Here is a 20267-nt window from a genome sequence, read left to right as displayed (position 1 = left end):
CAGGGGAATAATCCTACCAAAGTACTTGGTCTATTTCATTAAGTAGGCTTTGTGCCGCTTCACTGATCAGCTCAGAAGAGCCATTTTTTATATGTTTTTCTAATTTTATCGCTCTCACTGAAACGAGTGAAAAGCCAAACATTTGTGCGGCACCAGCAATACGATGAGCCAATTCAGCAAGCTTATCTAATTCATTATTTTTAATATGAAGAATGATATCTTGCTGTTCTAACACTAAGTTCGATTTAAACTCTGTCACTAAATCGGACATATCTACGCTTGAAATGGCTTGTTCTGCTGCGCTTTCATCGATCTGTTCACCAAAATATTTAGCTATGGTCGCAATAAATAATTTTCGCTCAATAGGTTTTTTTAAATGTCCATCGAAACCAAGCGCTAAATATCTGTCAACTTCATGGGACATCGCATTGGCAGTCAATGCGACTATTGGGCTAGAGCATCCTTTTTGTCGCAATACTTTAAAAGCCTCAATACCATCCATTTCTGGCATTTGTATATCCATAAGAATGAGTTTAGGTTTGTTTTTTAAACAAAGCTCAACGGCTTCTCGACCATTTTTGGCTGACAATACCTCTAAGCCTAGTGATATTAATAAACGAGCAATTAACCGGCGATTATCATCATGGTCATCGGCCAGTAAGACTTGCCCTTCAAATTTAATATCACTGGCATCTGCAGTAAATGCAGAGGCGACAATATTAGTGGGAGGAATGTCGGCTAATTGAATCCATTCAAGTTGCTTGCAAGGTAAGACTAAAGTAAAAATACTGCCCTTATTTAGCGTACTGATAACGGTGATTTTTCCTGACATTAATTTGGCTAATTGCTCTGATAGGCATAGTCCTAAACCTGATCCACCAAATCGTCGGCTAATACTGCTGTCTCCTTGAGTAAAGCTGCTAAAGACTTCCTGCAATTGTGTTTCACTCATGCCAATACCGGTATCACTAACCGCAATAGTTAACGCGGCGTCTTTGACCGATATATCAAGAGTAACTGAGCCTTTACTGGTAAATTTAATGGCATTGGAACATAAGTTAATTAAGATTTGTTTTAAGCGAAAGCCATCAATGGCCAGCATAAACTTATTTGGCAAGGTGTGTACTATTTGAAATTGTAATCCTTTGACTGTCGCTGATTTAATAAAAATATTAGCAATGTCATGCAAAATAACGTGTAAGTCTTGCTCGACAAGTTCTAATTCTAACTTATTGGCCTCAACGCGACTTAAATCTAAAATATTATTAATAAGCTCTAATAAATGTAAACTATTACCGTGAATTATTTTAACTTCTTTTTGCAGGTAACTTTCATCAACATCACCATTTATTATTGCCTCTGCTTGACCAATAATTGACGTTAAAGGGGTCCTTATTTCATGGCTCATATTGGCAAGAAATTGACTTTTAATGGCATTAGCTTTGACCAATTCGCTGGTCAGAAGTTCTAACTCTTGAGTACGGTTTTTAACTCGCTCAGATAATTTAAATTTAGCGCGTTTTTCAACATTTCGGTTGAAAATAAATAACGCCAAAACAATGATAAAACAAGCGGCCACTAAGCTAAAATTACGTTGTTGATCGGCTCGCTCTGTCTCTAATGCCTGAAGTTGCTCATTTTGCTTGAGCTGGCTAACTTCTTGTCTTAATTTTTTAGATTCAAAGTCTGATAATTGACTATTGAGCTGATTGTTCGCTATTTTTCTTGTTCTTTTATTATATTTTTGATGTGTTTCGAAGGCTGCACTTTGCTTGTTTTGTGCCGCATAAATTAACGCCAGCAGCGCCATATTATTCGTTATTTGTTCTTCATGACCGGATTTTTTAGCTATTTCATTAGAGAGCTGTAAGCTTTCATAGGCTTTTTCAACATAGCCCAACGAAAACTCTGCTTGCGCTAGACTATACAAACCACCCGCATAAGCGTTGTTATGATTTGAAGCTTTAGCCAAATTTATCGCTTGTGTTGCATACTTAATTGCATTTATTGGCTGATTCATCATATTATAAAGACCGGCAATATTATGACTAAAAGCCGCTAAATAATAGTCGTTATTAGATTGTTCAAAATACGCTATTGCCTGTAACAGCAATTTAAGAGATTGCTGATACTCTCCTGAATATTTATAAACAGTGCCCAATTCTCCTTTGGCTTTAGCTAAGGTGAGCTTATCATCGACAAAAGCAAGCTGTGCAATAACATCGAGATAGAGTTCAATCGCGATATCGTATCTTTTTAAAATTAAATATAGACCGGCAATGTTATAACGCACATCTATTTTATCTTGCTCACTACCCAATTTATTGTATATGCTTTCGGCTAGTTGAAAATTGACTAAGGTTTTACTGGTATTACCCAGATTAATATAAACCAAGGCAATATTATTGTATAGCCCAGCCAATGTAAGCGGCTCAGGTGAGTTTATATAATAACTTAATGCGGCTTGAGAAGCGGCTACAGACTCTGGATAATCACCAATTAAATAGTGATATATACCGATCATTTTATTAGCATCTGCCGCTATTTTTTTAAAGTTATTTTCACTGGCAATTAATTGTATTCGTTGAGCGCTAGCTAATCCTAATCCAAGCTCGGTTAACTGATAGTAACGTTTTTGTTGAATATCTAAGATATCAATAATTTGCTGGGGAATTAAAGCTGGGTGCGTTAATAATGATATTGAGTAATCAACCGCTTGCTGGTCATCTTCAATTTTTTTAAGAATTTCAATTTCTTGTGATATCTTTTGCTCATCACTGAGCAGGGTATTTTGATCAGCGGCTAGCGCCGCAGACGAAAAAAATGAAGCTTGAACAATAATAACGATAAAAAAATAGAAAATTCGCTTGAAAGCAATCATTAAGAACAACCAAAACACTTGAATTAAATATGATTTTTATTTTATACCATCTTATTTAATTAAATCCCACAAGTGTTCGGTTATCTATAAAAATTAATCTCAGCGATGGTTGAGTTTTTCTTTGAGTAAAGTCTTAATTTCGGCAAGCTCACACTCAAGATTTTCAATTTGTGCGCGGCTAGCCGGCTCTCCTCCTTCACCTGATTCGCCATGTTGTTCGGCGCGATAATTTTCATTTTCTTTGCCCATAACTTCTAGAATAGTACCAACCATCATGTTTAAAAAGATAAAAGCCGTTAAGAAAATGAAGGTCAGGTAAAAAATCCAGCTAAGTGGATAAATCGCCATCGTTTCATACATCACATGGTCATTATCTGGGTCTTTTTTTGTTGACATGGGTGAGTGAGTGGGTGGAAACCCAATCAGAATATACATGTGTATCAATTTATTGCTTCAAATACCCTTCGTCAACATTTAGAAATAACTTTCTAAAGAAAACTATATCTTAATTAAGTATAATGCCTATCTTATTTACAGCCCTAAATTTAAATGTTGACATAAAAAGCTATGTATAAAGCCATTAAAATAAATATGAACGCCCTCAAAAACAATAAGATCTTTGAGCTACTTGTTGTCTCTGTAATAATTATTTCAGCATTGGAAATCGGTGCAAAAACGTTTGAATTACCCGATAGCGCTGTTTCACTTACAGATATTCTAGATGTTTTTATCACAATATTCTTTCTTATTGAATTAACAATACGCTTTATTGCTGACGATGATAAACGATCCTTTTTAAAGAAAGGTTGGAATGTATTTGACACTTTAGTTGTGGCGATAAGCCTGATCCCTATCGATAATAGCGAAATGGCGCTCTTAGCTCGTCTAGTTCGGATATTTCGTGTATTGAGAATGGTATCTGTGGTGCCAGAACTTCGAATACTAATAAACTCCCTAATTAAAGCCTTGCCGCAACTCGGCTATGTTGTTCTTTTGATGTTTATAATTTTTTATATATATGCAGCCATAGGCAGCTTTATGTTTAGCCAGATAAACCCTAAGCTTTGGGGCGATATAGCGATATCAATGCTTACGTTATTCCGGGTTATGACATTTGAAGATTGGACTGATATTCAATATGAGACTATGGAAGTCTATCCTTACTCTTGGATATTTTATCTGACATTTATCTTCTTCACAGCCTTTGCATTTTTAAATATGGTTATAGGTATAGTAGTCAATGTTATGGAAGAAGAGCATCAAGCAGCCAGAGCTGAGAAAGCTGAAAAGCAACCAAGTCTTCTTGAGCTTCAACAAGAATTAAAAGAAATAAAGGCTCTACTATTAACTCAGAAGAAGTAATAATATGTAGCCCCTAAGTGGCTACATATACTACCCTATTTAATAGTAATCCTTTGTTGGTGGTTACAGGTTAAGTTAACTCTGTAACCACCAACAAATGCTTGGCCCTTGAACATGCCACATAATAATCTGCTTGTTTGAATATTGACGCTTCATTCACTGGAGGAATATCTATCAATAAAATGGCATCTGCTTCCAGCCCTTTAAATCCTTTAACCGTTGAAAATAAAACCCCTTTATTTTCTTTCCAGTGGTCAATATCATCTGTAATTTCAATCCCTCTAACCTTATTGATACTCGATAGAGAGGAGTTACTTAACTTGTATGGGCATAAAATAGCTACTTGATTTGGTTTTAGCTTCCCTTGATTGATCCAGTCATCTACATAACGCTCAACTCGTTTCTGTACCTCATACCGGTTATCTAATTGGATGACTTCCGGGGCATCCCCTATTGGAGCATCAGGTTTGGTTGGTATATCCTTATCAATAATATTGCTACATAAACCAGCTATTAACTGCGTATTTCGACAATTAACAGGTAAAGTTAAAGGTGTACCTAAAGCAGGTAAAGACGAGTCTTGGTCAATATATAAATTTTGGTTTGGATCAAAAAATACATACATAGCCCCTTCATCACCATTTGAATTAATTAGCTCTAAAGGCATCCACCAATCGGAATGAAAGTCCTGCCCCTCATCGACAATAACAGCATCAAATCTATCATCTATAAGGTCGATTGCTTCTATCAAAAGCTCAGGGGCTTCCTCTTGCCAAAACTCATTTTCATTATTAAAAGGTGGATTAAATGAAATTCCAGCTTTTCTACACAAATCATGACACAACCCATGAAAGTGGGTAACTGTAATACTTTCGGCGTAGTCAGATGAAATATTGTCTCGTAACCATTTAGCTAGAGTTTTGTTATAGCAAACTAAGAGTGTTTTCATCCCGGCATCTGCAAACTTTTCAGCTTGAGCCTGTGCAAGCATGGTTTTCCCTGAACCAGCCACACCATTGATGCAAGCTCTTTGTGTCTGACCTAAAAATTCGATCAACATTTTTTGATCATTAGTGAGGCGAAAGAGCTTTTCCTCTTGGTCTTCAATCTTACGAAATAATATTGGCAGCAAATTGAAGCTAGGAGAAATTGATCTTTGTATTTTTATTTTATCCTCTCTAGATAAAGGGATTGGTTGGTCACGTCTAACCCATTGAGTTAAAGCTGATTTAATTCTTTTATCAATATACGGAAGATCACTAGCGGATAGTACTATTGATGGGCTTCCTCCTGCGGGAGTATCACCAGAGTATTCACAATCAGGGAATACAGCAGCATAACCATAGCCAAAAGGTAAGTTACTTGCTCCTTTGTATCCTTTTTTCTTTATTTCATTTTCTAAAAAATGAGTATTACGACGAGCTTGCTCAAATGGGTCTTGAATCTCTTTTAACCTTCCACCGCTTAAAACTCTATTCCATTGGCGATTTTCGTTATCATATTGAATTTCACCGCCTTTTACTTCAAGTATTAACATACCGTGTGAAGGAATAATTACTACAAAATCAGTTTCACCTTCTTTTAAAGTCGTATTACCTTTGTCATTACGGTCTGCTCTAAGCCAAGGGTAACTATGATAAATAATGCAATCATTAGGTAATAGATCTACTAAGTACTTCGCAACATCCCTTTCTGATTTAACACTGATATCCTGAATCTCAATTTTCGGTATTAGTCTAGCCAAAATCCATCTCCTAAATAGTAACTTCCATTGCAAACGGTTTGAATTTCAACCAATCACTTTCATCCACTTTTATTTTTTGTCTTTGTCCAAAGCCATTAACTGTTACAGCGTAGAACGCCTGCCCACTATCCGTACTTTGTTGTTTGCTCCATCGATATTTACCTATAAGGCTTCTGTTTTCATGCCTGATAATAACTACTGTACCTGCCTTAGGCCTTTCTTCAGTCTCATCACATATAATAAAGTCACGTTGTGCTTTGAAACCTGTTTTTTCATTATCAAATTCAATCTTAAAATTTGTACCAGCCTTTGCTGACAAAGGTAGGTTTTCAAGACTTATGACACTGTTAGATTGAGACTTTGAGCTAGCTGTTAATAAACTTGATTTATAACGAACTATTTCTTTGGAGTTGATCATTGAGGAAAGCTGACTAAAAATATTTTCAGGTATACTTCCACCATCAATATTAATCCCCATTTCAATGTTTTTATCTAATGCAGCAGATGTAAGGTTCGCACTAGTAATGAAAGCTCGCCGTTTATCAGCAACAGCACACTTTGCATGTACTCGGGCAAAACCACCTTGTGTACTTTCTCTATTCTCACGAGGCCAAATATAAAGCTTAATTTTAGGGATACTCTTGTTAAGCCTCTTAATAGTACTAAGGAAGTTATTTGAGGCTTCTCTGTCCTCAGACTCTAGCAGCATACAAACATCCACCCCGCGCTCTACTGCTTTTGCAATTGCATCTTCAACGGCTGGTATATTTACTAATACAAACGAAACAATGAATAATGTTTCTTGTGCGGAGTTAATAATGTCTAACAACACTTGTTCTGATCTTCTTACAGGAAATAGATTTGCGTCAGGTCCTGTCCAAACAAGCTCTGTTAATTCATTTTTACTTTTACTTGTGCACCCATAAGATGCACCAAGCAACATACTAGCGAGTTCAGTACTCGAACAATCAGAGCTCCCCCATAAATCTAATAAGGCATTTAAAGCATTATTAGAGCTATCTGTATTGAAAAACCCCTTCAAAGTTGTACGATTGTCTTTACTCGTGATTTTCACTTTTTTAAATAATGATCTAATTTTACTAAGGTGTTGATCCTTAACTACGTCGTAAATTCCTTTTAATAAATCATCCATCAAATATCAGTTCCAAAAAATGCTGCGCCATCATTGTCTAGTGTTGGAACAACTAGCGCCCTATCTAGATACCGGTTATTTTTCTCACATGAAGTTTCTGCTGCAAAAGTACAAGCATGACAAGCTGCTGCATGCAGTGTCACGTCTTTTTCAGGGTTATGCTCAGAACAAAGCGGATCAGAGGAGCAAATCCTTGCTCTGTTTAAAGCTTGATGAAGTAACCTTTCTAAATTCTCAGGTTTACCTAACTCGACCAAACCACCTAAAGTTCCATCTGAATCTGCGGCTGCTGTATAAATTAATATACCTGCTTGTTTCTTTTCGTTGCTTGTATCGCCATATATCCTTTCTCTTATACTTGAGGCGTTATAGCCACACTCAAGCGCAAGTTCTCTAATAAGTAAGTGAGAAATAGTGTGAAGTAAAACATAACGAATACCAGGGTAACCATCTTCAGGTGAAAGCTTGCGTTTAAGCCTCCAGCCTTTGTGACCATGAAACAAAGATTCATTAATTGCCTGAACAGCGGGTATTTTTTCCCATTGATTAAGTGCATCTTCATCAAAGCGAATAAATATACCCTCACCGTGTACTTGGCTTGCAGGTACCCAATTAGGTTTATCATTACACAATGATGCCATTGGTGGCTGCTCTTCTGGGTTATTACTTTCTTCAGGAGCTTCCACTCGAGTAAACCCTATCAATGCATTCACTTCTCTTAATCGCTTTAACAGCAATACGTTTGATATCTGTTTTTTATATTTAATCGGAACGCTTGTTGCTTCACTTAAAAAATGAGGCCAATCTGTAGGTGGGTTTGGTTCAATAAACACTTCCCATTCAGGACCTTTAATATCTTCTTGAGTAACCGTATCTCCAATTTCACCGTTGTTAATGGCATCAATCACAGTCCAAACTTCATCGGCTGAATATTGATCAATACCAGGTAAAATCGCATTTTTAACTAATACTTTTAAAATAGCTTTGACTTCAAAAACAGACTCCACGTCGGAGAAGTTATCCCATCCGTCTTGAACGAGCTGAATAATAGGATCTCTTGAGAGCGGTATTGCCAAAGCAGATAATGTTATTGGAAACCAACTATTAGTGGCACCTAGAAGAACAGCTTTGACATCATCGTCACAACTGGGGTCATATTTATCTAAATGGGGGTGACGACCTCTACAAGCAGGTAAGTTTTCTTTACCTGCTTTACCAAACGCTTGCGCTAAATTACGTTTTGCATCACAAGCATCACATTTAACCCAAAGGTTTTCGGTTTGCAATGAAGCGCCGCTTTCGAAGAATCGCAACCCTCCTTGACAACTATTCGTACCGCCATGCACATAATATTGCCATGGAAAATCATCCAAATGACCATTTCGGCAAGCCAATAGAAAACGAGCAGGAACCGCGTCAGCATCTTTAGCCTTTTTATCCCCCTTAGACCCTCTACACATCTTGTGAACAAAGCGGGTATTTTCTGGCCTGTATCGACTTTCCCTTACTTCAAAAAGTCCAGCATCATACTCTGCTAACATGCCACATTTCACACATCTTAACCATCGAGGAAATGGTCTTACAGGTACACCTATTCTTGCTTCAGCTGAAAAAGGATCGCTAGATTCTTTCTTAGGAAATGGTGGCATCCTCATACTTTCTACCTGGGGACCAAGTACTTTTTTAACCGCTGTTAGTAATCTTGCTTCCAAAATAGGTGGGCAACGATCTTTATCCCATCTATCTATCCCTGAAGTAACAACAGATAGACTTGGCATATCGATTAATGCTCCTGGACCATATGTCCACAATAATTGGCTGGGGCGTACATCCCCCACAGGAGTTATATTTGAAACGTATTTTTTACCTCCACTCATTATGAATTCCCTTCAGTAGTATTTTTCTTTTTAATAGGTGCCTTCCAAGATGGGCCATCATCAAGTTTTTGAGTATTCATTTGTAACTTAACGCCAGGTTCAACTTCACGCATAGACATAGGCACTGTAAACCTATCCCATTCACTCAATCCCGGTTTTTTAATCAAAGCAACTTTGGAATCAACATTTTCACCTTTTTTCTCGTAGGCTACCGTTCTACCTGCTGTATTTGTTTCTTTAACCCAGCCATCTATTCTTTGTTTAATTGATGCTTCTGCAAGTTTCTGTGACTGAGCATTTTCTTCAACTAAATGTACTCGGTCAGATATTGAAGCAATAGTACTTTTCACAATACCAGTTGATGTATGCTTTAAATGGGCTGCACCATCATTAGGGTTTAATTCATCATCACTTAAACGCATTAAACTGAGCATTGAGCCGGTTAACCCCCGATCCATGGCTCTAGGCGAGAATGGCGTAACGGATTGAGCTTCAACATGTTTATAAAAGGTTGCATGATAATGCTCAAACGTTTCGTAATGAGATAAATCACGAGGCCTTGACCACGTTAATACGGTGCAAACTAAACCAGGAAAACTACGCCCAACTCGACTTGTTGCTTGAATATATTCAGCAGTACTCTTGGGTTGTCCGTTTACAGCCATAACGCCTAATCGGTTAACATCAACACCAACTGACAACATATTGGTTGCTAATACAACATCAATAGCACGGCTTTCACCTTCATCCCACTTAGTAACAAATTTACCTTCAGCCGGATCGTATTCAGCTTTAAATTTCACTTCTAACTGGTCTAAGTATTTTGGAATATCTTGGCTAGATACTCGAGACGTTAACTCTCTTATATTATTAACGCTCCGTTGTCCTAAGCCGGGTCGTTCAACCAAACTCATTTGCACTCGATAAGAACGAGTTTGAACATCATCTTCTGCTAATCGTTTCATCCCCCCCAACTCACGTAGGGAATTGAAGTAGCCAACACTAGTCATGTAAGGGTCTGCAACTTGACCAAAACGGTCAAACAATGCTTGTGATGCTGTTAAAAAAGCAGTGTATACACGAATTAAAACAGCAGGTCTTGCACTCCCAGGAGAGCAAACGCCCATGTAACGACGACCATAATGTTCTTTAATGGGTCGTTGAACTGAAAAGAAGTTATCTTCAATATCTAGTCCATGAGGTGGAAATACAGCTACTTGGCGATTAAAAACACCACTCACTTGTTGTTTGGCCTTTCGCACGGTTGCTGTAGACGCAATAATTTTTGGTCTGACTTTTTTACCGTTTAAACCCCAAGAGCAAAGTTCATCTACGGCTGTTTCATATAAACCAACCATAGTACCCAACGGTCCACTAATTAAGTGAAACTCATCTTGAATAATTAAGTCGGGCGGACGGAGTTTTGAAATCACTTTTGCTTTGGTCGTTGGACCAAATTTAGATTTAGGATGATTACCATTACAAGAATTAGCGTCTGACCATATCAACCCATGCCGTTCACATTCTATGGTTGCTTTACCAAATAAATTTCGGATTTCACCACGCCAAGCCATCATGGCAAATTTATCAACCGTGGCTATCATCATTGACGGCGGACGGTGATAAATTTCTTCATCAACTACTAATGCAGGGATACCTGGATGCGCCAGTTTTGCTGATTTACCTTTAGAAAACTCACAACGTGATTTTTTATCACCACAATAAATCGCGGTTTGTAATTTATTGGTATTAACTTCAATATGCTTACCGGGGTCTATATCTTCACCACACCAAGGACAACTAGTCAGCTGTGCAGGTGATGAACCACCGGCATTAAATTTGTCTGGATTTCTGATATCTTTTATTGCTTGGTCACTAGTCGCGGTTGTTCCCGGCGAAACTTTATTACCCACCCATAAACCTATAGTAAATGGTGTTTCACCTAATTTCATCTTTCCTTTTTTTATCGCATCGCGCCGAATCACTTCCATTGCACAAATCAGTGCTGTTGCACGTTGAAATTGCTGGAGAGTTAATAATCTGAGGGTATAACGCATGATCACAGCTAAACCACGGCTTGAATCGTAACCACCAAGGTTCCCTTGAAAGCGACGAATTGACATCGTAAAAGCTGCAACACCAAGGTAGGCTTCTGTTTTACCACCACCTGTTGGAAACCATAATAAATCGGCAAACGACTCAGATGACTCTGTTCTGTCTTGATGTTCAGGGTCTGCTATAGCCGGAATAGATAATAATAAAAATGCTAACTGAAATGAACGCCAAGAGTAATTTTTAGAGTCTTTATTTAACTTTTCTACCGTAATGCTTTTGTCACTTCTGCGTTTATGTGCATAAATACTTTGTACACGCTGTTTAGCCATTGCTAAATTGGCAAAGCGAAAGGCTTGCAGTGCATTATCATTTTCAGGATCGGCTAATACGGCAATACCTTCATTAAGCCTCAAGTTAATTTCGTTACAGCTAGTAATAGCTCTTAGCGCTGCATCGCCATGATTGATAACATCATCACCCACTCTTTGTTTTTGCTCTTCTATCCAAGCGGTGTAATCGGCTGTCATCTGAGTTAACGCAATAACTAACTTTTCTCTTGTCATTGCAGCAAGCTTCATCATGTCTAAATAACCATCAGACATCATCTTTTTAAGAGCTGGCCTATCTCCATCGCGAAGGCCAGGTACTTCAGTAACCGGCACTTCATACTCAGGCATCACAACAGTTGTTACTTTAGTCGCTCGCTCAACATCATCTATAGAAGTATTTGCGTGAACAGCAATGCCATGACCTGATGCAAATTCGACTTGCTTACGATAAATCATTTCTAATGATTCTCGTTCTAAGTCTTCACCATCAGGTTTTAATACCGGGCGTTTACGAAATACATCTTTATTCACCGATTCACTAACAGCGGTGGCTGAAATTTCAGGTTGAAATACCCAAGCTATATCTCGATTAGATTCTGGCTCAGTTTGTGTATTAACTATGAAAATAGTAACTAACCTATCACCATTTTCATTTGGTTTTCTTACCGTGCCTTGAACAACAACAGCTGGGTTTTCTTTATCAATTGAAATAGGTTTAATAGCGCCCGTTTCTAACTGTAAGTTGAAAGCACCACCACAAGGAATACGCTGCCATATTTTAACTTTTGCACCTTGTGATTTTTCACCTGTTTCAGGATCTGTATATTCTTTATATTGGTCATGGTCATAAAAACGCTCGTAGCGACCCCAACTTGCTTGAAGCTCTATATTTTTTTCATCTCCAGATACACAAAAAGTAAACCCCATACTGGAAGGAATTAACGATTGGTTACTCGCAGCGTCGACTTCTTCACTAGAGTCAGGTTCAGGCTTCACATTACTTATAGGTGAATCATCTTTACCCGCTTGAGCCTTAACAACAAGATCATCAGGAACCTCATCTTCATCGCCTGAACCATCAATACCAAACTCACCACCTCTTTCAGTAGCATCAAGCGGCGCTAAACGCCCCACTAAATAACGATCTCGCACGCTCATATCAAGAATCTGTTCATAAGGTCCGTTCGCAGGACCTAATAAATCATCTTTTACAGCAAGTTGGAGTAATTCACGTACGTAGACATCATTTTTGATTAGCGGGATGTCAGCTAAGGTTTTGCCAAATAACTTAGGCAATTCTTCCGCAAATCGAGTCCATTCAACACGAGAAATTTGCCCTGAACGTGGTAAAGAAACGAGTACAGTTGAATCAGCTTTGAGATACTTATCGAAAAATAGGGTCGTTGACTCTAAATCACTTCTTTGACGATAAACTCGACCAACACCTAACAGCACATTAGTAGCATCAACAACTAGGACCCAACAGCCATCTTCTACGCTTGAAAAAAGGACTTTTTTACCTTTAAGATGTAGACAATATTCTGCGTAAGGGATGTTATTTAAATTTTCATTTCTTGCTGCAATAAATGCGCTATTTATTTTTGTTTTTACGTCGGCCATAATATTCCCTATTCTTGCTCAGCTTCGTGTCTAGTTTTGTTTAACATAGCTAATCGATATAAAACTTCTTCTCTTGCTGTTTCGCTAATAGTAAATCGAGTATTTTTTCCTTCAGGTAAATACCCTACTTGATGAAAGTCATATTCCGGCTTTAAATCATCAAAACCATATGCGGCTAACACAGAATTATTCAATGCTATTTGTTTTTCTCTTAACGCTTTAATTTCCATTGTATTTATTGCTGAGTCATGTAGGTCGTTATAATATTTAGTCATTCCAATATTATGCTGCTGCATGTATGCAAGCCTTAGACATACAAAATCTTCTCCTAAATTCTCCATCAATTGGTAAGAGCCACTCATTAAACCTATTGGGAGTGGAAATGTGTCAAAAACATCATCTTGAATGTAACGAAGATCATGAGTTTTTCTTCCCCCAAATTCCCAAGCCCATACAGTATGAAAATCAGAAGAGAGCATAGCAAGAAGTGAATATGAGTCACTTGTAATAACACAAAGTGAATCACCAAATATTTGATTGTTATTTACATAACTAAATGATAAGAATTTTGTTGCGCCTCTAGCAAAAACAATTACCTTTTCAATTGGTAAATCATCCTTCCAATTGCTCGGTTGATAATCAAAGTCAGCACCTCTTCCTATCTTATGATAAAGCTCAGGCCTTGTTCGCTTTAGAAGCCACCAATTTTCAGCTAAAGACTTACCTAAGACATATTCTCCTTTGATGTTTTTCTTTTGTCTTATATGTTTCATTTCCCTTTCTACGATGGAAAAAATAGAATCGTATGCCCTAGATTTAATTTCATTCCAATCCCAAAAGTTAATTATCCATCGATTTGATGATTGTGAAGAGTTCTGATTGACCTCTCTAGCAATTAAATATGGAAATAACACGTTTGAGTTGGCTTCGTTGGATTGTATAATAGCTTTAGCTAGATTTTCTTCGATTAAGAAACCTTCTCCATTCGGCTCTGTTCCTTTAAAGACGAGTCCTTTATTGGCTTTCAATGAAACAGGCACCCACCTTTGACCAGAAGTCAGATTATCTGAAATGAAACTTACATTGAGTTCAGATAGAGTTATTTTACCTTCCCATTTGCCTTTTTTAAGATGTACAACACTTACAATTATTGATGCTGAACCAACCCACTTAAGCATCGGAGTAGCACTATAAATAGAACCCTCATTGTTCAATATGTGCCTAAGCCCTACCTCTTTTGATTCTCCTTCTGAAATAGAACTTGTTGCAATAAGCCCCATAAACTTCAAGTCACGAATTAACAAAAAAGATCTAAGAAAAAAGAAAACTACCAAATCAGCTTTTCCTTTTCGTCCATTAGCTGTGACATTAGTCAAAAAGTCACGATAAGACTTGCCATTAGTTCCTCGTATACTTGTATTCCCTAAAAATGGTGGATTACCAATAATGGCATCAAATCCCACTTTCTCACCGCAAAATACTTCTGGAAACTGTAATACCCAATGAAACGCGACTCTTGTTTTTTTATTTACTGGTAAGTCCGAGCTTAGACCTCTGTAAGCGATTTTTCTTAACATCTCTAAGCTTTCTTCTTTACCTTCAGTTGCTTCCTGAGCATAAGAAGATAAAACCGTTATATCCGTTAATTTTCCACTAGACTCTAATGTTATACCTATCAACGCATCAGCGATTAAGGTAGGTAACAATAATTTATCTCTTGTTTTCGTCTCCAAATGAGCCATTTCGTCAATATCGGTAACAGTATGGATATCATGTGACCTTATTTGCTTTCTTAGCTCTAAAGCATCAGCAACATGCATTTTTATTTGCTTAGCAAATGGTTGTTCTACCAATTTCGATTTTTTAATTTGAGATGGGTTTAGATTTAAGTAACTGAGCTGATCTAAATTATGAATGCCAAGTAAACTGTCACCTGACTTTAAGTTATGATCTAAGAAACCAAATGGACGGTCTTTCGATAATGTAACCAACCAGATAGACAGTTTCGCAAGTTCAACCGCTAAAGGATTAATATCTACACCGTATAAACAGCGTTCTGAAATTAAGCGTTTGGCAATGATTAATCGTTCTTCTGCATCAATAGGTATTAACTCTTGAGAGTCATCTGTTGTTGTGATTCCTTGAGCCGTAACAAAACTTCCACTTTGCTCGACAATGAGCCAAGACTCACAAACACGCTCAGCTAGCCATCGACACACTTGTACCAAAAATGCACCAGACCCCATAGCAGGATCACAGATTTTAAGTTCGAGCAATTCTTTTGGAGACTTTAATTGCCACTCTTCTCTTGGCTTTCCTTCGCTAGGACCTATGTACACAACCGGCTCAAGCGTCTCAGTTACAATCGATTCTGTTAATGATTTAGGTGTGTAATGAGAACCGGTTTCACGCCTGTCTGACCCCGAAGTGAGCATGTATGAATATTTAGGATAGACTAATGGATTATCCCAAGCGTCTGTTCTTATAAAATGGTAGTAAGGTTTTATTCGTTGACATAATTCAGCATCGTTATGACACGCTTCCATGAGCTTATCTATATCACCATCAGTAACCTCTTTCGCCAAATCATTAATGATTCGTGATGCTGAACTGCCGGTACGCTCTTTAAGTAGTGTTTTTAATACTGCATCACCATCCAACGATGATGATGCCAATTCCCCTAAATACACCCAAGGCTTTTTACAACTCTTAGTTGCCTTTAGTTCTAATGTGACATCTGTCGCACGTTTTACTGTTTGCTCTAGTAAACCTTCGTAAACATAACCAATTTGCTCTACATCTAAGGCACGATAAGAAAGAGTACGCCCTTTATATAGCTGAATAGCATCTAAAAATAGTAGGACTGTTCTGTTATCAATGGGAAGTGGCTTAGCTTCATCTTCACGCCAGTTACTATCTTTTGCTCTGCCTTCTAAGAATGGGAATCGGTCGGGATCGAATAATGAACCACCTAATGCAGGCATTCGCATATTTTCATGTTCAACACCTGCATAAACAGATCTAAAAATAGCTAATAAACGTGCCCAAGCATTTTTACGATAAGAAAGAACTTCATCACCATGTAAACTGGCTTCTTCCCTCAACTTGGCCCGAAGGGTCGACAAAGCATAATTAGCTTCATAAGCTTGATCGCCTAATAACAGCAAACCGCGTTCTTCTGCACAAAGTAAAAAGACTAAACGCATCATTAGCGTTAGACCAGCTTCATATAGCTCTTCTGGCTCAATTTCTTTTAATAGCTCACCCTTATCATCATGGTTTAATCGATCAATTGATTGAATAAGCACTTCAACTGCTCGACTAACCTGACTTCCTAGTGCTTGGGTTACGTCGCCTTGATGTGTTAAAGATTCATCAACTAACTGGGGTAGTGTTTTATTATCATCAAAACCACTATAGACAATCTTAATATTAAAAAGACTATAAAATGCTTTTAACGTTACCGACTCTAGCCCCCAAAGTCTTGCAAACCAACTTGCATACGTTGTAGTTCCACCAGCAGGTGCATCAATGAACATCCATTGTTCACCGTTAGTAATTAAACCTAAACGAGTACCAACACCACGACATAAATGTGCCATTCGTTCTGCTGGACTTGTTGACCAACCATCACCTCTTAATACCTCACTGAGTGCTGTTCCAGCTGGGTAGGTTTGTACTAGCATATAAGGCTGAGTTTCATCATCACCGATAACAACATATTCAGGTTTAATAGTGACGTGATGTTCAGGGACGATAACATGAATGGAAGCGTGCATTTGAGATTGATCTTTAAGAGTGTCACCATCATCATCTTCGTCTAGTTCTAGGCCAACTTTTAATACCCAATTGATCCATTGTTGATGAATTTTATCTTTGATCTGTATATCTTGTTGTGCATCACTGTCGGTGACTTCACGCCATTCGTCATAGGTTTGACGAAATTGCTTTTTCTTAACGGGGTCTACTTTTTCTAAACCTTGTGGAAAAGCTTGATTAAGAATAGGCTCAGCTAAAAATGGTCCTGATACTTCAATAAGTGAAAGCCACTCTGCATGTTGATTTGTAGAATATGTCATTAGTTAGCCTCACAAATATTATCTGGAACCAGAAATATTACCGCGACAGGAAACGTACGGTCGATATAATTTGCATACCGCTTTTCAATAGCTTCGGTTTCAGCTTTTTTGTCTGATTCTATTCGCTTCTGTCTCTCTACAATGGCTACTCTATCTTTTGTGACTTGAGTTCGTTCTTCTTCACCAAATAAGCTCATTTGATCATGAAGTACATTTTCCATTAACCCTTCTCTTGCCAGCTCTGTATTTATCGAGTTATTCAATTCATTAAGTACAGAAGTGATATCAGCGATTTCTTTGTATTTAAGATTGCTTAGTGTATTTTCCAAATTATTAAGTCGCTCTTTTGAGCGAGCTTCGATAGTTTGATAAATAGCATTTTCTTGGTTCGTAAACCTTATTTTTAAAGCGTCTTTCGTTTGTTCTGATATTACTGCTGGATTTGATTGTTCTAGCCAATCATTAATTTGTTTAACACCGCGCTCTCGATTGTAGCCCTTATCTTTTAGGTAACCACCGGCATAGGTAATTTCTTCATGAAGGCGATTATGAGTACCCCCAACAACTACTAATCTTGATGCTACAATAGCAACAATGTTATCCAACTCAGAACTTGGAACACTTCGAACGGTTACACGATGGAGTTTATCGTCTTTTTCCCACACTTTGCTTCGTAACAAACGCAAACACATTTGTACTAATCGATGATTGAGATGAACTAAAACAACATCATCTCTGCCTTTAGCCACATTATGGTCAAAGGTTATCGGCCTAATTTTTTGGGTATACGGATGACGCAAACCTTTATTACAGGGAGCCCAAGAGCCAGTAAATTCTGGCATAGTAAAAATGCTTCCGTCAGGCGTGTTGGCTAGCGTTGATTTTTTCAATAACGGTTTTTGAGCAACTTCAAGCGCAGTTTGAACAGCAGCAATGACATGTTCTGGTGTTAAGTGGAAATCTTCTTGTGTAGATATTAATTGTTGGTGCAGCTTTTTAATTTTTTCTTGCAAATCTCTTTCTGCTCGAACTAGTTTTTTTGCTTTTGCCATTTTAGCTTCAGCTAGTTCAGTATTTAACTCTGTTGCTCGGCCTTCAATTAATCCTGCCATTTGTGGAGCAATTACGGGATTTACACTTCCCATGTCTGCACGCATCGATTCAAGTTTAGTGAGTGCACGGATGATGTCATCCTTGTGGCCGCCGATAGCATCACTTTTATCAAAATCTGTTCCGGAATCAACCGGATGCCAAATAAGGATTTCTTTAGCTTTTTGGCCATGTCGGTCAATACGGCCATTACGTTGCTCCATAACGTTTGGGTTATAGGGGATTTCTAAGTGTATAAGGCAATTACAATGATTCTGTAGATCTATACCTTCTGATGCGGCATCAGTGGCTAATAATATTCTGACATCAGATTGTTCAGGATGAGTTTGAAAAGCTGCCTTTATTTCTTCACGTTCCTCATGAACCATACCACCATTAATCATGGACAACCTTTTACCTGCATATCCTTTTTCTGTCAGTATTTTTTCTAACCATTGCTGTGTTGTTCTGTATTCAGTAAATAATATTACGCGTTGGTTATTCCACTTATTACCGTCTTTTAAGTTGCTATCAATCCAACGACATATTGCATCTGCTTTAGAGTCTGACTGGTGCTGTGCTGACTGTGCCCAGTTTCTCAATTCTTTTAATAACAATCGTTCTTGTGAGTTGAGTGGTGCACTTCGGCTACTTGCTTCTTCAATGGCTTCTTCTTGAGCAATTTCGAAATCTTGATCATTGGCATAATCTTCTTCGGCTTTTAGCATTGCTTTTCTTAGAATGCGTTCTTCTATCGCTGTGATTTGTTTCGGTTCAGTGGTTTTAGTAACTGTACTAATATGCTTTTCAAGGGTTGATGCAAAAGAAGCTGGAGAAGAGAATAGTCTCTTTTTCAGCAAGCCATTAACAAACTTGGTTGCCATCGCATTTTTAGCATCAGCATTTGATTCTTCACGGCTTTGTGCATATTGCTCTAACTTCTTATGCATATTTCGTTCAAGTTCAGTGTAATTCACCTCTAACGCTTGTAACTTGCGCTTTGGATAAAGCGGATCACCTTTTTCATCAACAAGATCTGTTTTCAAGCGGCGGATCATTACTTTCTGAAGCTGTTTTTCATCCGGTAAAATATTGCGAGAAAAACGTTGGTCATCCAAAATCTCGAGAAGGGATGTGAATGATTCTGTATAGCCGTTATGAGGAGTTGCGGTTAAAAATAATTTATGTTGAAAATGAGGGGCTATTTCTCTAATTATTTGTGTACGTTGACTTGCTACAGCGTAATTGGCAGAGCCTGAAGGCGCTATGTTGTGTGCCTCATCAATAACCATCATGTCAAATTTACGAGGATAAGTAGCCTTAGTTGGGATAGTTTCTCGTAAAAGCCTCAAACCCTCACCACTTTTGATCCAATCTTGAGATACTATTAATCGGGGAAAAGATGTCCATGGGTTTGCATGAATACCACGTTCTCGACGGAGGTGTTTTACATAATCAGTATTGACGATTTTAAACTCTAAGCCGAACTTTTCTTGCATCTCATCTTGCCATTTAAGCTGCAAGGATGCGGGACAAATGATTAAGACAGTTCTTGCTCTGTGGCGTAATAACATTTCTTGAATGACAAGACCTGCTTCAATTGTTTTACCTAAACCAACGTCATCAGCAATGAGTAGATTCACTCGAGCCATGTTTATAGCTCTTACAAGTGGATCTAATTGAAAATCTTCTATGCTAACACCACTACGAAATGGTGCCTGCAAAAAGCCTCTATCCGCGTTGGTTGCTGCGCCCCAACGAACGGCATCTAGAAAGGCATCTAACTTTTTAGCATCATCAAAACCTGTTATTTCGGGTAAACCTGATTTTTCGATGATATGTGCACCGGGTTCTATTTCCCAGATAACCTCAAGCTCTTCACCCAAACCATCTTCATCAATTGAAGATAGCTTTACGTAGTGTTGTTTTTTATGGCGTGAATTAGGAAGTTGTGAGGTATTAACATCCGCGACAATCCATTGCCGTTTTCTGACTTCAACCAGTTGACCTGGCTCAGGAGATATTTTAAGAGAAGAGTTTCTTTCAGCAATACTTTCAAGCATTGATTATCCTTAATA

At 38.0% G+C, this 20267-nt stretch carries 8 protein-coding genes and 1 pseudogene; 1 reads left to right on the top strand and 8 read right to left on the bottom strand.

Annotated elements, in window-relative coordinates; translation table 11 throughout:
• Nucleotides 1-13: 13 nt before the first annotated feature.
• Together H4J66_RS11795 and H4J66_RS11790 are read right to left on the bottom strand one after the other, a co-directional pair.
• Nucleotides 14-2881 (bottom strand): ATP-binding protein, encoded by a 2868-nt coding sequence (locus tag H4J66_RS11795; protein WP_182174746.1) that lies wholly within the window; start codon nt 2879-2881, stop codon nt 14-16.
• A gap of 99 nt (nt 2882-2980) precedes the next feature.
• Nucleotides 2981-3244: pseudogene (locus H4J66_RS11790) on the bottom strand (ion transporter); the annotation flags it as partial.
• A 204-nt stretch (nt 3245-3448) separates the two neighbouring features.
• On the opposite strand from H4J66_RS11790, the gene H4J66_RS11785 reads away from it, so the two are divergent.
• Nucleotides 3449-4243: an ion transporter gene (locus H4J66_RS11785; RefSeq protein WP_182174743.1), complete on the top strand. Its 795-nt coding sequence runs from the start codon at nt 3449-3451 to the stop codon at nt 4241-4243.
• Nucleotides 4244-4313: 70 nt separating this feature from the next.
• Here the strand turns inward: H4J66_RS11785 and H4J66_RS11780 are convergent, their stop codons facing one another.
• The 6 genes from H4J66_RS11780 to drmD are packed head-to-tail and all read right to left on the bottom strand — an operon-like array spanning nt 4314 to nt 20252.
• Nucleotides 4314-5987, bottom strand: coding sequence for a nuclease-related domain-containing DEAD/DEAH box helicase (locus tag H4J66_RS11780; RefSeq protein WP_182174740.1), 1674 nt, complete (start codon nt 5985-5987; stop codon nt 4314-4316).
• A 10-nt stretch (nt 5988-5997) separates the two neighbouring features.
• Nucleotides 5998-7140, bottom strand: a complete 1143-nt coding sequence (drmC, locus tag H4J66_RS11775) for a DISARM system phospholipase D-like protein DrmC (protein WP_182174737.1) — start codon at nt 7138-7140, stop codon at nt 5998-6000.
• Nucleotides 7140-9017, bottom strand: coding sequence for a DUF1998 domain-containing protein (gene drmB / locus H4J66_RS11770; RefSeq protein ID WP_182174734.1), 1878 nt, complete (start codon nt 9015-9017; stop codon nt 7140-7142). The genes drmC and drmB overlap by 1 nt, the downstream gene beginning before the upstream one ends.
• Nucleotides 9017-13021 (bottom strand): DISARM system helicase DrmA, encoded by a 4005-nt coding sequence (gene drmA / locus H4J66_RS11765; RefSeq protein WP_182174731.1) that lies wholly within the window; start codon nt 13019-13021, stop codon nt 9017-9019. The genes drmB and drmA overlap by 1 nt, the downstream gene beginning before the upstream one ends.
• 8 nt (nt 13022-13029) lie before the next feature.
• The gene (locus H4J66_RS11760; RefSeq protein ID WP_182174728.1) at nt 13030-17100 is read right to left on the bottom strand and encodes an Eco57I restriction-modification methylase domain-containing protein; all 4071 of its coding nucleotides are present in this window, start codon (nt 17098-17100) and stop codon (nt 13030-13032) included.
• Nucleotides 17100-20252, bottom strand: a complete 3153-nt coding sequence (gene drmD, locus H4J66_RS11755; protein WP_182174725.1) for a DISARM system SNF2-like helicase DrmD — start codon at nt 20250-20252, stop codon at nt 17100-17102. The genes H4J66_RS11760 and drmD overlap by 1 nt, the downstream gene beginning before the upstream one ends.
• Nucleotides 20253-20267: the final 15 nt, after the last annotated feature.

Source organism: Colwellia sp. MB3u-55 (assembly GCF_014076785.1).
Lineage (GTDB): Bacteria > Pseudomonadota > Gammaproteobacteria > Enterobacterales > Alteromonadaceae > Colwellia_A.
The sequence above is the reverse complement of the archived record's forward strand: the minus strand, read 5'-3'. Positions and strand labels throughout refer to the sequence as shown.